Raw genomic sequence first — 13,049 nt, 5'->3', positions numbered from 1 at the left:
ATTGCATTTGGGTCAAAGCCTGTAAGGGGTTTTCCGGGTTTACTGTCCCGTTCCCGACATTCAGCGTCGTTTGAGGGGGCTTAGAGATGACGTATTTTCAGCTCGGTTATCCGATTGCCTTCGCGCGCCGTGACCTCAAAACGGAAGCCGTGAAACGAAAACACCTGACCTACAATCGGGATCATCTGCGCCTCATGGATCACCAGCCCTGCGACAGTGTTGGCTTCTTCGTCGGGCAGGGACCATTCCAGGGCGCGGTTCACATCCCGAATAGTCATTGCGCCTTCGACCAGAAACTGTCCATCCTCGGTGCGGGTGACAGGAACATCCTCTTCGATATCGAATTCATCGGCAATTTCGCCTACGATTTCTTCAAGAATATCCTCAAGCGTTATGAGACCGCGGAGCGAGCCATATTCATCCACCACCAGGGCAAAGTGGCTGTGCATCCGCAGGAATTCGCGCATCTGGTCGTCCAGAGTGGTCGTCTCGGGAACGAAATAAGGGTCGTTCGCAACTTTTGAGATATCGAATTCTTGCAGACGGTTGGTTTCGCCTTCGCTGCTGCCCGCATGGGCGTACATTGCGCGAAACAGGTCTTTTGCGTGCACGACGCCCACGATGTTCTCTGGCTCATCGCGGAAAACGGGTAACCGCGTGTGCGGGCTTTCGAGACATTGCTGCAAGATGGCTTGTGGCGCGTCGTCGGCGTCGATCATCTCGATGTTCGAGCGGTGGAGCATGATCTCTTCTACCGTGCGTTCCCCCAGATCAAGCGCACCCAAGATACGGTCGCGGTCTTCTTTTTCCACGACACCTTCCGAATGACCAAGCTGAAGAGCACCGGCAATTTCCTCGCGAACTGCAAGAATGTTGCTGTCCGGGTCGATTTGCACCCCAAACAGGCGCAAGACGCCGCGTACCAATAGCCGTACGGCTGCCACAACCGGCGAAAAGACGGTGACCACAACGCTGATGATCGGAGCAACCAGCGAGGCGGCTTTCTCGGCATTGGTGATGGCGTATGTCTTTGGAAGAACCTCGGCAAAAATCAGAACCAGCAGGGTCATAACCAGCGTTGCCAGCGCCACACCGCTTTCGCCGAACAGCCGTGTGAACAGGGCCGTCGCCAGCGATGCCGCAAGAATGTTCACCAGGTTGTTGCCCAGCAGGACCGAGCCGATCAGGCGTTCATTGTCATCCGTTATATCAAGCGCTTTTTGAGCCCCGCGCGAGCCCTTGTCGGCCTGTGCCCGTAGCTTGCCTCGTGACGAGGCCGTCAACGCCGTTTCAGAACCCGAAAAAAATCCTGACAGGATAAGCAAAAACAAAATGGCGCCGGTCGTAAACCAGAATGCGCCGTCGATCAGAGAAGAAGAGGGTTCCATCGGTCCTTGGTTGTTGGTGTTTTATGCATTCGTTATGGGGTCGCGTCCCCGCTGGATCAAGGGGTTAGCCCTTGGGTTCTGGGTCTTTCGCCAGCGGGTGATGCTCTAACACAAGCTCCGACAACCGCTCATCCAGCACGTGGGTATAGATTTCAGTCGTTGCGACATCGGCATGGCCGAGCAGAGTTTGGATCGATCGCAGGTCGGCCCCATTGGCCAGCAGATGGGTTGCGAAGGCATGTCGCAATGTATGCGGCGTGACCTTTTCCGGCGAAACGCCGCCCTGCACAGCCAGATCTTTGACCAGCTGAAAGAACATATGCCGGGTCAAATGGCCGGATTTCCCCCGGGACGGGAACAGAAAACGGGACCGTTGACCGCCATCGGCCACCACGCGATCCTCGGCCTCATCTCTGGTCTGTAGCCACAGCGCCAGCGCCTCACGAGCGGGCGGAGAGAGTGGCACCATGCGTTCTTTGCCGCCTTTGCCCATAACCAACAGCATCCTTGGATCGCCGCGTGCCGATGACACCGGCAGGGATACCAGTTCGGTCACCCGCATTCCGGTGGCATAGAGAACTTCCATCAGGCAGGTGTTGCGTATCTTGTCAGATTTCGAACGCCCGGTTTCTCGGGCGGCTTTCAGCAACCGGTCGACTTCGGGAACGTCCAGCGTTTTTGGCAGACGCTTTTTGCGTCCCGGTCCCTTAATCTGAATGGCGGGGTTTGTTTCGCGCCAACCTTCCTCAAACGCGAACCGAAATATTTGTTTTATCGCGGATAGTCGTCGTGCGCGCGTGGATTGCGACAGACCCTCAGCGTCGCAATCTATCAAATAGCGCTCGACATGATCACGCTCTGTGGTGTCAAAGGTCACCTTGCGGTGCGCTAACCAGGCTGCAAAGTCTTTCAGGTCCCGGCCATATGCCAGCAGTGTATTCGTGGCCGCCCCAAGCTCGGCAGCCTGGGCCTGCAGAAAGGTGGAAATCCAAAGCTCATATGTGGCAGGGGCGGTCATATTCAGCCATCCTGAAGGATCAGCAGGTTCAAAGCAGCCCTGCGTGCGGTGTCTTCCAGACCGACGCGGCGCAGCGTGGCAATCGCCGCTGTCAGATCGACAAGGTTGCCGCGTGACCCGTGGGCGAACAATTCCATCGTCTCCAGGATCGCTTCGCCAAGTTGGTCATTGGCCAACATGTTTTCGATATCGCGCGGAACGGGGGCCGACCAGGCAAACCCTTGTGCCACGGCATCCGCCAACGGCGAGGGAGAGCGCGCGCGCCCCGGGTCACCCTGGGCCAGCGCGGAAAGGAACTGAATGTCTTCGGCACGACTGGGTGGCTTTAACGCGGCGGTTTCGTACAGGTCGGACAGCAAAAGGACCCGCCAGCGCAGAGTTTCTGCGGCAGGGTCCGGCAGTTTCACTTGAGACAAACGGCCTGCGAAAAGCTCGGCAAAGGGCACCTCAAGGCCGACATTGCGCATCTGCGTCCATACTGTGGTCAGAGTGCGGGATATCGCGTCGGTGTCGCCAGCGTTCAATGCACTTTCAAAGCGCTGGATCGCTGCGACCCTGTCCCAGACCGCACCTGACGCAGCGGGTTTGCGTTCGGTATAGAGCCCCAGCAATTGGTTCGGTGTTAAGGCTCCGACACGGGTCAAACGCTCGGCAGCTTCGATCTGTGCCTTCCAGCCGGCAACATCCCTGAGATCGGCATTGGCAAAGGCGCGCGGCAGCGGGGCTGAAGGTAAACGTTCACCGATGGCCTCGAATAGCCGGAAGGTCAACGGATCGGGGTGGTCGGGCTGCGGCAGATACTCCGCTTCTTCAAAAAGCTCAGGACTAAGGAAGCGATCCAAGACATCCAAGTCTTCTGGTGGCAGAATCTGCAGGGCGTGCGCGGCTTCTAGTGTCAAAGCAGCCGAGGCCCAGTCACCACGGCGCGCCTTGCAGAATATCTGCGCCGCATAGTCTTGAGACAGATGAGGCTGTGCGATCAGAGCTGTGCAGCTTCGATCCTCGTCCCCGGTCAACAACGTGGCATCGAACCAGCGTTGGAACCGTTCTCGTGTATCCGTTGGACCCGCCAGTTGGACCAAAGACTGTGCAGGATCGGCGGCGCCCAAATGCATCAACCGGTCCAGCCGTGCCAAAAGCAGCGTTTCCTCGGCACCCGGTCCTGACGGCGCGCGGGCTTCGGTCAAAAGAAGCGTGAACAGCAAGCGTTGCATCGCAGGGTTATATTTGACCGGGACTTTGGCAATCAGGTCCGCTAATCGCTGGGGTTCACTGCTTTGCCACATACCCATCGGCAGACCCGTGACCTTGGAAGACACAAGGCCGAGCGGTTGCGATAGCGCTTCGAGTGAGGTGACTTCGATATCCGGTTGTATGCCGGTTTCCGACACCGGCGGTTCCAGCAGAACAGTGCCCGGCAGGTTCTCAGGCGGCTGGCTTAACCATTCTATCGCAGAAAGTGGTTCCTGTTGCGCTTGTGCCGCGCCTGCCAATAACAGCGCGATCACCGCAGCTTTATTCGACATTCAGTATTACCGGTTCACGTATTTCTTCCTGTGGCGCGGAGAAATCCACGCCAAAGACCGGCCCAAGATAGGCGTAACCCACCAGCCCGATGAAACACAGGCAAACCAGATATATCAGCAGTTTGATTAGACGGCCCATCGCTCAACGTTGCCTCAATTTTCTCTTTTGTCTCAGTTATAGCTGGCATTTTTCTTAAGATCACGTCATTCACGGTGAAATGAGCGAAATTAAGCATAACACTCACTCAGCGGACACGGTTCAGGGCTTTACCCTGCACAAAACAGTAGTTCTGGTTGGGATGATGGGGGCCGGGAAAACGGCCGTGGGTCGTGCGCTGGCCGCTCGGCTTGGTGTTCCCTTTCTGGACAGCGATGCCGAGATCGAATCAGCGGCAAATATGACCATTCCGGAAATCTTTGAACGCGATGGCGAAGCATTCTTTCGGACCAAGGAAACTCAGGTAATCAGCCGTCTTCTGGACGAAAAACGCGGTATTCTGTCGACGGGCGGCGGCGCCTTTCTTGCCCCGCAAAACCGCCACATGATCACCGAGCGCGGTGCCTCGGTCTGGTTGAAAGCCGACCTGAACGTGCTTTGGAACCGCGTCAAACATAAGGACACACGCCCGTTGCTGCGTACTGCCGACCCATATGCGACGCTGCGCGGATTGTACGAAGCACGTGTGCCAATTTATGAGCAGGCTGATCTTGCGGTGATTTCAGACGGTGAGGTCTCGATTGATAATATGGTGGACCGGGTTGTGAACGCGCTTACCAGTCGCCCTGATGTTTTGGAACGGAACTGATGCACCAAACGGTACATGTTGAACTGGGCGAGCGCTCTTACGACGTAGAAATCGGACCTGATTTATTGTCCCGCTCCGGAGGGTTGATTGCACCCTTGCTGCATCGACCCAGAGTGGCCGTCTTAACCGACGAGAACGTCGCAGCGTTGCACCTTGATGCGCTTCGTGATGGTTTGGCCACTGCCGGGGTTGAGATGACATCGCTGGCGCTACCGGCCGGTGAAGCAACGAAAAGCTGGCCCCATTTCGAACGCGCTGTCGAATGGCTTTTGGCCAAAAAAGTCGAACGCCGTGACGTCGTTATTGCCTTGGGCGGCGGTGTAATCGGAGATTTGGCGGGATTTGCCGCCGCTGTTCTGCGTAGGGGCGTGCGCTTTGTTCAAATCCCCACGTCTTTGCTGGCGCAAGTTGACAGCTCGGTCGGCGGAAAAACCGGAATTAATGCACCGCAAGGAAAGAACCTGATCGGCGCTTTTCATCAGCCTTCTCTGGTATTGGCGGACACATCCGTGCTTGGAACCATGACGCAACGGGATTTTTTGTCGGGTTATGGTGAGGTCGTGAAATACGGTCTGTTGGGGGATGCCGAGTTCTTTGACTGGCTCGAACAGAATGGAACGAATGTGTCAGGCGGTGATATGGCTGCAAGGGTCCGGGCAGTCACGCGTTCCGTTGAGATGAAAGCGGAAATCGTCGCCCGCGATGAGACAGAGCAGGGCGACCGTGCGCTGTTGAACCTTGGGCATACGTTCTGCCACGCTTTAGAGGCAGCGACAGGCTATTCAGATCGGCTTTTGCACGGCGAGGGGGTGGCGATAGGCTGTGCGCTTGCGTTCGAATTGTCGTCGCGTTTAGGGCTGTGTTCGCAAGAAGATCCAAGCCGTGTTCGCGCGCATTTGCGAGCAATGGGCATGAAAACTGATCTCGCAGACATCCCGGGAGAGTTGCCAAGCGCCGAGGCGCTGGTCGATCTGATGGCGCAGGACAAAAAGGTCATCGACGGTCAGCTTAGGTTCATTCTGGCGCGAGGAATTGGTCAAGCCTTTGTAACCTCGGATGTACCTCGTGATGCTGTTCTGACCGTTCTGCAGGATGCCTTGGAAACTGCCTGATCAGCGCCCGCTGAGAACCATCAACTCGCCGATGTTCTCGCGGGTGATATAGCCCACCATGTGCCCGGCTTTCGTGCAAACCGCTATAGCGGGTGCGCCTTGGTGCAGCTTGTCCAGTACGATTGCCAAACCGCTTGTTAATTGCACCCTGGGAATCTCTGTTTCCATGATGGATATCGCAGGTTCCGATCGTGGCGTGTCACCCGCTAGCGCGCTGAACAGGCGGTCGCGCGTGACAAACCCCAGCAAGTCGCCGCCTGTCTCGACAACTGGAAATTCGTGCTGAGTGGTGTGAATAACCGCCTGCGCCGCCGTTGCCAGAGTGTCATCAGGTGAAAGCGCCTGGAATTCAGTGATCATCGCGTCCCGGGCCAGAACCCGCCGTGTGACCGATCGCATCGCGACGTCCTGGCTCTCGGCGTTTGCGGCTACGAACACAAATACAGCGATCAGAACTAACAGTGGGTTCGCCAGACTGAGCCCCAGAAAGCCCAAGCCGACTGCAACGACTTGACCCGAGATTGCAGCGATCCGGGTGGCCTTCACCCGATCCATTTTCATGCAGAGAAGGGCACGAAAGACCCGCCCGCCGTCCATCGGAAAGGCCGGGATCATGTTAAACGCGGCCAAAAGAAGATTTACGTAAGCTAGCTGGTTCACCAGATCAGGAGTGCCGCTGTCCATTTGGGCCAAAGTTTCCATTGGCCTTCCCGCGCCGAACAGAAAAAGCACCAGCCAGATTGCAATATTAACCGCGGGTCCGGCTAGTGCGACCCAGACTTCTTGCATCGGCTTTTCCGGCATTCGTTCTAACCGGGCCAATCCGCCGATTGGCAATAGGGTGATATCCGGGGTTTTGATCCCATATCGGCGCGCCATCAACGCATGGCCGAACTCATGCGCAACGACACAAGCGAAGAGCGCGAGGACAAAGATTAGGTTTTCGAGAGCAGCGGACAGTCCGCCACTCGAAAAGGCGGCAAACCCAACCCAGGCGAGAAGCAAGAAGAAAGTGACATGGACCCTAAGTTCCGACCCAAGTAACCGGCCGAGAGAAAGGGACCACGCCATTTTATGTCTCCGTGTCGATTAGAACGGAATCTCGTCGTCGTCGATTCCGCTGGAAGCTGGGGCAGGGGAACTGGATGGCCCACCATAGGGATCGCCGTATCCGCCACCGGCCTGACCACCGCCATATCCGCCTGACTGTCCGCCGCCGTAGCCACCGCCACCGCCTTCACCTCGGGCGTCCAGCAAGGTCAGCTCACCGCGATATGGGCGTAGAACAACTTCGGTCGTGTATCTGTCCTGACCGGATTGGTCCTGCCATTTGCGGGTTTCCAACTGGCCTTCGATGTAAACTTTGCTGCCTTTGCGCAGGTATTGCTCGGCAATGCGCGCCAAAGGCTCCGAGAATATCGCTACGGAATGCCATTCCGTGCGCTCGCGACGCTCGCCAGTGTTCCGATCTTTCCAGGTCTCTGACGTTGCAATGCGCAGATTGCAAACCTTACCGCCGTTTTGGAATGACCGTACTTCGGGGTCGCGACCGAGGTTTCCCACAATAATGACCTTGTTGACTGAGCCTGCCATATACTTTCCCGTTCTTAACTGACTAGTGAGCGTCCGAATCTGACACCATGTATCCCTGCGACCCTATACGGCCTGCGTCATGGTTAAAACACAGTTGATTGGTACTGTTCTGACCGGGAATTTATTCGGATTAGATTAACCATGCTTTCATTTTTGGCTGAAATATCTATACTCAATCGGGTTCATGAGAGATCGGGACTGGCATTTATGCGTTTACGAGTTGGTTGTTTTTCGGTTCTGTGCTTTGCGCTGGTGGCTGGCCATGCGACAGCGGAAACGCTGTCGACCAAGAACCGCCGTGATATTTTCCTCAAACAATCCAAGGTTTTGGATACGCGGGCTGCAACTCAGTACCGGGGGTCGGAGCGACTTAAGCCTAAGACACCCAGACGTCAGTTCAGCCAACGCTATACCGGGAAATACAAAGGTGAGTACGTGACGCTCGCCCGTGAGGCTGCCCGAAAGCACAATGTCCCGGAAGAGCTTTTCTTGCGTCTTGTTCAGCAAGAAAGTGGATGGAACCCACGTGCCGTGTCCCACAAAGGGGCTTTGGGCCTTGCACAGCTCATGCCGGGCACCGCGCAGCTTTTGGGTGTGAATCCGCACGATCCAAAACAGAACCTTGAAGGTGGCGCGCGCTACCTGTCGTGGCAATACCGCAAGTTCAAATCGTGGCGCTTGGCGCTTGCCGCCTATAACGCGGGTCCCGGTGCCGTTGAAAAGCACGGCGGGGTTCCGCCTTACAAGGAAACCCAGAATTATGTTGAGGTTATCTGGGGCGGCTAACTCCACCGAAATGGGAAAAAAGAACCGGCTCAGAGGCCGGTTCTTTTTATGTTTCATTCGGCTGCGATTTTGATCACAGGCTCCATCTTGGCCAAAATATCCTCAGACAGATGGCATTTGACCTGATGGCCATCTTCCAGAGTCTGCACCGGTGGCACATGCGATTCACAACGGCCATCCGGTACTTCGGACTTCCAACGACAGCGTGTTTGGAACGGACAACCCGGAGGCGGATTCATGGCCGAAGGGATGTCGCCTTCCAATACGATGTGCTGTTTTTCAACGGACGTGTCCGCAATCGGAACCGCGCTCAACAGGGCCTCGGTGTAGGGATGGTAGGGTGGGCTAAAGACCTGATCGGTGGTGCCCAACTCGACCACATGGCCAAGATACATCACCATCACGCGGTCACTGAGATAGCGTACGATCGACAGATCGTGGCTGATGAACAGCAGGGTGGTCTTCTGCTCGCGCTGAATTTCCATCAACAGATCAGTGACCGCCGCCTGAACCGACACATCCAATGCAGACACAGGCTCGTCGGCCACAACGATACGGGCGTCGCCTGCAAAAGCACGCGCGATCCCCACCCGTTGTTTTTGCCCACCTGACAACTGACGCGGCATCCGGTCAGCGAAGGCCCGCGGCAACTTCACCAGATCCAACAGCTCGAGCATGCGTTTCTTGCGCTCGGCTTCAGAATTACCGACGCCGAAAATCTCAAGCGCGCGAATGATCTGTCGGCCAACTGTCATAGAGGGGTTGAGCGTATCAAACGGGTTCTGGAACACCATTTGAACCTCACCCACTGTCTTGGCATCCCGTTCCTCAATCGGAACAGCTTCGATATTGCGATTGTCCAGAAGGATCTGACCGTCAGTTGCCGTTTCAAGGCCCATAAGAACCTTGGCAAAGGTCGACTTGCCGCAACCTGATTCACCCACAATGGCGAGCGTCTCGGACTCATGTGCCTCAAAGCTGAGGGTTTCGTTGGCTTTAACGACTTTGGTTTCGCCGCCCCCAAACAAGGCGTTCGCGGCAACCTCATAGTATTTCTTAAGGTTGTCCATTTTCAGAACGGCCCGTCCAATCTCGGCCTTTTCTTTTTGCTCACCCACAGTGATTGGTGCGTTCCAGTCAATCTCCTGGAACTTCAAGCAACGCGTGTGGTGGCGGTCGTTGCCCGGCACAGCCTCCATAAGGATTTCTTTCGCGTCGCAACGGCCTTCTTCGAAATAGTCGCAACGCGGCCCGAAATTACATCCCGGCGGGCGTTCATGGGGCAGGGGAAAGTTCCCCGGAATAGCAACCAACGGGCGCGAGTTCTTATCGGCCCCGGGAAGCGGGATCGAACGGAACAGCGCCTGCGTGTACGGATGCTGCATCTCATCGAACACGTCCTTGATCGAACCGCGCTCAACCGCTTCACCCGAATACATCACACAGAGCCGGTCGCAGGTTTCCAGAACCAGCCCGAGGTTATGCGAAATAAACAGCATCGACGTGCCGTATTTCTTACCCAGATCCTTGACCAGCTCGACAACGGCGGCCTCAACAGTCACATCCAACGCTGTGGTCGGCTCATCCAGAATCAACAGCGCCGGTTTGGACATCAGCGCCATCGCGATCACGATCCGCTGCTGCTGACCACCCGACAGCTGATGCGGAAATGAGTTCAACATCCTCTCGGGGTCCGGCAAGCGCACGTCCGTCACAACTTCAAGTGCGCGGGCATAAGCTTCTTCCTGGCTCACACCTTCGTGGATCATCGGAACTTCCATCAGCTGCTTGCCGATTTTCATCGCCGGGTTCAGCGAGGCCATCGGCTCCTGATAGATCATGGCAATCTCATTGCCGCGAATGTCCCTCAGTTCTTCCGTAGTCATCTCGCCCAGATCACGGCCCTTGAACTTGATCGAGCCGCCAACAATGCGCCCGTTCTTGCCCAAATCCTGCATGACACCCAAAGCGACCGTGGATTTGCCGCATCCGGATTCACCCACCAGCCCGACGGCCTCACCCGGTTGTACACTGACCGAGAAATCCATAACGGCAGGAATTTCTCGCAGCCGGGTAAAGAACGAAATCGACAGTTTGTCGATCTCCAGAATAGGCCCGTCATAATCCGCCATTTTGCTCATCTTGTTACTCCTCGCGAGAGTCCGGGGGATCCCCTTCATCTGGCTAAAAATATCCCGGGGGTCCGGGAGCAGAGCCCCCGGCCTCGATCACAATCAGTCCTTCAGACTTTCTTCGCGCAGACCGTCAGCCAACAGGTTCAAACCAAGAACCAGAGACAACAGAGCCAACGCGGGCGGAAGGGCGGGGTGCAGGTAGATCGAAAGCAGCTTGCGCCCCTCATTGATCGTCGAACCCCAGTCGGGGCTTTCGGGCGGCAAACCCAGACCAAAGAAGCCCAATGTCCCCAAAAGGATGGTTGTGTACCCGATACGCAGACAGAAATCGACGATCAGCGGCCCACGCGCGTTAGGAAGGATTTCCCACAACATGATGTACCAAGGACCCTCACCACGCGTCTGCGCCGCAGCAACATAGTCACGCGTTTTGATGTCCAGGGCCAGACCACGGACAATCCGAAACACTGTCGGAGAGTTCACAAAGACAACCGACACAAAGACCACCAAAATACCGCCGGGAATGTCAAACAGGTCCAGATAGGTCGGCAGACCCCAGATCCCATAACTGTCCGTGCGAATGATGTATCCGTCAGTTGTTATCAAAGACAGGTAGAGCCACAGGGCGACACCCAGAACTCCGATCAGCAGGGGTGTCCGGAAATTCGGGCGCGTGTAGTAACGCGAATTGAGCAGCACGCCCAGGAAGATTATAGGGAACACGAACAGCACGGCCGCCATATAGTTCGGAACACCGGTTGCCACGATTTCAGGGGTCACCAGCAGATAGAACAGCAGGATAACAGGGAAGGCCAGGATCAGGTTGGCAAGGAACGAAAGCAACGTATCCAGACGTCCGCCATAGTAACCGGCAGGCAGGCCCAGCGTGATACCGACCATAAAGGCAAACATCGTCGCAAGCGGCGCAATCTGCACAACGATCCACGCACCCTTTACCATCCGGCTAAAGACGTCGCGCGCAAGGTTATCACCGCCCAGCAGGTACCAAGAATAGGCACCCTCTTCGGCACTTGGCAGGGGCGTGCCGGGAACCTTGTTCTTCATGCCTGAGACCTGGGACAGCGGATCATGCGTGACGATCAGATCCATCGCGCCAAAGATGCCGGTAAAGACCCAGAACATCACAAGGCCAAAGCCGATCATCCCAATCGGGCTGTCGAACAGTTTGCCGTACAAGCCCAGCTTGCGCTTAAAGGCAATCGACATGGCATAAAGGATAATCAGCGACAGCCAGACAGGCAAAAACTGTCGGGCAATTGCCCCAATGATGCCGGCGTTCGTGCCCATCACAATGCCAAGAACGATATAGCCCACGGCGATGCCGACGCTCGCCAGAAAGCTGTACCGCAAGGCGAGTTGGATCAGTATTCGCGTGCTCGAGTTGGACGTAAGTGTGCCATCGGGGTTCACGGTCATTTGGTCTTCGGGCAATACGATGCTGGCCAGCATCCAGACCACGATGGACAAAATCATCAGGCCAAGTGCCAATGCGAATAGCGGATTGAGGAAGGCAATAGAGCCGGTCCAGGTAAGTGGTTCCATGATCTAACCCTCCTTATGAAATGCGAATGCGCGGGTTGAGGTAGACATAGCCGATATCCGAGATCAGCTGCGTAACCAGCACCACAAAGACCGACACGACCGAGATCGCCAGAAGCAACTGAATGTCGTTATTGCCTGCCGCCTGAACCAGCGCCCAGCCAAAGCCCTTATAGTTGAACAGGGTCTCAACGATCACCACGCCATTCAGCAGCCATGGGAACTGCAGCATGATGACGGTGAAAGGGGCGATCAGCGCGTTGCGCAACGCGTGTTTCATGACGATGTTAGAGAACGATACACCTTTCAGACGCGCGGTCCTGATGTATTGCGCTGTCATAACTTCGGTCATGGACGCACGGGTCATGCGGGCGATGTAGCCCATCCCATAAAGCGCAATGGTTAGAACCGGTAAGAAAAAGTTCTCGAACGTCGGATTTTCCATCGCCTGCGTGGCGGTTCCCTTAAACCATTTCAACCCGACCGCGGACGAGGTGAAAATCGCGATGAATATAACGCCAGACACATATTCCGGTGTCGCTGTCGTCGTGATTGCAAAAGTCGAAAGCGTGCGGTCCGTTGCGGACCCTTCTTTCATGCCCGCAAGAATTCCAAGGACCAGCGCGGATGGAACCATCAGCAACATTACCCAGAACATCAGCCTTCCCGTCAAAGCCAAACGGTTGCCGACAACCGTCGAAACCTCTTCCTTAAAGACGGTGGAATATCCCCAGTAGCCTTGAAGAATACCACAGAAATTGGGTGACTCTTCGGCGGTTTTCCCGGGTAGGATGCATCTGCCCTGAACTGTTCCGTCCTCATTCGTGTGACGGTACGAGGGAAGAACACCAAGCCATTCGCCGTATTTTACAGGCGTAGACTGAAGGTAGCCGCCTTTTTCCAGAAAACTCTCGACCTGTTCATCCGACATCCGAAAGTTGCCTTGCGTCTTGGCCAGCTTTTCCAGATTTGGATAGAGATTGGTCAGGAAGAAGACCAAGAACGTCAGGCACAATGCTGTCAACAGCATGATACCCACGCGTCTAAGTATGAATAATCCCATGGTAGCCCCTGTTGGTCGGCTCGCGTGAATGGTTCAGACCTTCACGCTTTGCTATTTTTTGG

12 protein-coding genes are annotated in these 13,049 nt (G+C 55.9%); 3 read left to right on the top strand and 9 right to left on the bottom strand.

Going from position 1 to position 13,049, the window contains the following annotated elements; all coding sequences use genetic code 11:
- Nucleotides 1–80: 80 nt before the first annotated feature.
- The 4 genes from ACR0DG_RS10130 to ACR0DG_RS10115 form a co-directional block, all read right to left on the bottom strand.
- Complete coding sequence (locus tag ACR0DG_RS10130; protein WP_480697468.1) at nucleotides 81–1,388, bottom strand: HlyC/CorC family transporter; 1,308 nt, start codon at nucleotides 1,386–1,388, stop codon at nucleotides 81–83.
- 64 nt (nucleotides 1,389–1,452) lie between these two features.
- The gene (locus tag ACR0DG_RS10125; protein WP_480697466.1) at nucleotides 1,453–2,406 is read right to left on the bottom strand and encodes a site-specific tyrosine recombinase XerD; all 954 of its coding nucleotides are present in this window, start codon (nucleotides 2,404–2,406) and stop codon (nucleotides 1,453–1,455) included.
- Between the two features lie 2 nt (nucleotides 2,407–2,408).
- A complete protein-coding gene (locus ACR0DG_RS10120) occupies nucleotides 2,409–3,932 on the bottom strand; it encodes a hypothetical protein (RefSeq protein ID WP_480697464.1) in 1,524 nt (507 codons plus the stop codon).
- Nucleotides 3,922–4,071, bottom strand: a complete 150-nt coding sequence (locus ACR0DG_RS10115; RefSeq protein WP_480697462.1) for a hypothetical protein — start codon at nucleotides 4,069–4,071, stop codon at nucleotides 3,922–3,924. The genes ACR0DG_RS10120 and ACR0DG_RS10115 overlap by 11 nt, the downstream gene beginning before the upstream one ends.
- A 79-nt stretch (nucleotides 4,072–4,150) precedes the next feature.
- Between ACR0DG_RS10115 and ACR0DG_RS10110 the strand changes: the two genes are divergently transcribed.
- Nucleotides 4,151–4,738, top strand: coding sequence for a shikimate kinase (locus ACR0DG_RS10110; protein WP_480697460.1), 588 nt, complete (start codon nucleotides 4,151–4,153; stop codon nucleotides 4,736–4,738).
- Nucleotides 4,738–5,850 carry a 3-dehydroquinate synthase gene (aroB, locus tag ACR0DG_RS10105; protein WP_480697458.1) on the top strand — a complete coding sequence of 371 codons (1,113 nt, stop codon included), beginning with the start codon at nucleotides 4,738–4,740 and terminating at the stop codon, nucleotides 5,848–5,850. The genes ACR0DG_RS10110 and aroB overlap by 1 nt, the downstream gene beginning before the upstream one ends.
- Here the strand turns inward: aroB and ACR0DG_RS10100 are convergent, their stop codons facing one another.
- Both ACR0DG_RS10100 and ssb read right to left on the bottom strand, forming a co-directional pair.
- A complete protein-coding gene (locus tag ACR0DG_RS10100) occupies nucleotides 5,851–6,921 on the bottom strand; it encodes a site-2 protease family protein (protein ID WP_480697456.1) in 1,071 nt (356 codons plus the stop codon).
- A gap of 18 nt (nucleotides 6,922–6,939) precedes the next feature.
- Nucleotides 6,940–7,443, bottom strand: coding sequence for a single-stranded DNA-binding protein (ssb, locus tag ACR0DG_RS10095; protein WP_480697454.1), 504 nt, complete (start codon nucleotides 7,441–7,443; stop codon nucleotides 6,940–6,942).
- Nucleotides 7,444–7,650: 207 nt separating this feature from the next.
- Here ssb and ACR0DG_RS10090 point away from each other — a divergent pair, with 207 nt between their 5' ends.
- The gene (locus tag ACR0DG_RS10090; protein WP_480697452.1) at nucleotides 7,651–8,229 is read left to right on the top strand and encodes a lytic transglycosylase domain-containing protein; all 579 of its coding nucleotides are present in this window, start codon (nucleotides 7,651–7,653) and stop codon (nucleotides 8,227–8,229) included.
- A 53-nt stretch (nucleotides 8,230–8,282) separates the two neighbouring features.
- On the opposite strand, the gene ACR0DG_RS10085 is transcribed toward ACR0DG_RS10090, so the two are convergent.
- The 3 genes from ACR0DG_RS10085 to ACR0DG_RS10075 all read right to left on the bottom strand — a co-directional run bounded on the left by ACR0DG_RS10085 (nucleotide 8,283) and on the right by ACR0DG_RS10075 (nucleotide 12,987).
- On the bottom strand, nucleotides 8,283–10,370 hold the full coding sequence (locus tag ACR0DG_RS10085) for a dipeptide ABC transporter ATP-binding protein (RefSeq protein WP_480697450.1): 2,088 nt from the start codon (nucleotides 10,368–10,370) through the stop codon (nucleotides 8,283–8,285).
- Between the two features lie 93 nt (nucleotides 10,371–10,463).
- Nucleotides 10,464–11,927: an ABC transporter permease gene (locus tag ACR0DG_RS10080; RefSeq protein WP_480697448.1), complete on the bottom strand. Its 1,464-nt coding sequence runs from the start codon at nucleotides 11,925–11,927 to the stop codon at nucleotides 10,464–10,466.
- A gap of 13 nt (nucleotides 11,928–11,940) precedes the next feature.
- Nucleotides 11,941–12,987: an ABC transporter permease gene (locus ACR0DG_RS10075; protein ID WP_480697446.1), complete on the bottom strand. Its 1,047-nt coding sequence runs from the start codon at nucleotides 12,985–12,987 to the stop codon at nucleotides 11,941–11,943.
- Between the last annotated feature and the right edge of the window lie 62 nt (nucleotides 12,988–13,049).

It is taken from the genome of Ruegeria sp. BG8 (genome assembly GCF_056538325.1).
This window is presented reverse-complemented; position numbering and strand designations above follow the sequence as displayed.

Excerpts from the sequence above, each read along its gene's own strand:
- ACR0DG_RS10130 (WP_480697468.1), bottom strand. The coding sequence starts at position 1,388 with ATGGAACCCTCTTCTTCTCTGATCGACGGCGCATTCTGGTTTACGACC.
- ACR0DG_RS10125 (WP_480697466.1), bottom strand. The coding sequence starts at position 2,406 with ATGACCGCCCCTGCCACATATGAGCTTTGGATTTCCACCTTTCTGCAG.
- ACR0DG_RS10120 (WP_480697464.1), bottom strand. The coding sequence starts at position 3,932 with ATGTCGAATAAAGCTGCGGTGATCGCGCTGTTATTGGCAGGCGCGGCA.
- ACR0DG_RS10115 (WP_480697462.1), bottom strand. The coding sequence starts at position 4,071 with ATGGGCCGTCTAATCAAACTGCTGATATATCTGGTTTGCCTGTGTTTC.
- ACR0DG_RS10110 (WP_480697460.1), top strand. The coding sequence starts at position 4,151 with ATGAGCGAAATTAAGCATAACACTCACTCAGCGGACACGGTTCAGGGC.
- aroB (WP_480697458.1), top strand. The coding sequence starts at position 4,738 with ATGCACCAAACGGTACATGTTGAACTGGGCGAGCGCTCTTACGACGTA.
- ACR0DG_RS10100 (WP_480697456.1), bottom strand. The coding sequence starts at position 6,921 with ATGGCGTGGTCCCTTTCTCTCGGCCGGTTACTTGGGTCGGAACTTAGG.
- ssb (WP_480697454.1), bottom strand. The coding sequence starts at position 7,443 with ATGGCAGGCTCAGTCAACAAGGTCATTATTGTGGGAAACCTCGGTCGC.
- ACR0DG_RS10090 (WP_480697452.1), top strand. The coding sequence starts at position 7,651 with ATGCGTTTACGAGTTGGTTGTTTTTCGGTTCTGTGCTTTGCGCTGGTG.
- ACR0DG_RS10085 (WP_480697450.1), bottom strand. The coding sequence starts at position 10,370 with ATGAGCAAAATGGCGGATTATGACGGGCCTATTCTGGAGATCGACAAA.
- ACR0DG_RS10080 (WP_480697448.1), bottom strand. The coding sequence starts at position 11,927 with ATGGAACCACTTACCTGGACCGGCTCTATTGCCTTCCTCAATCCGCTA.
- ACR0DG_RS10075 (WP_480697446.1), bottom strand. The coding sequence starts at position 12,987 with ATGGGATTATTCATACTTAGACGCGTGGGTATCATGCTGTTGACAGCA.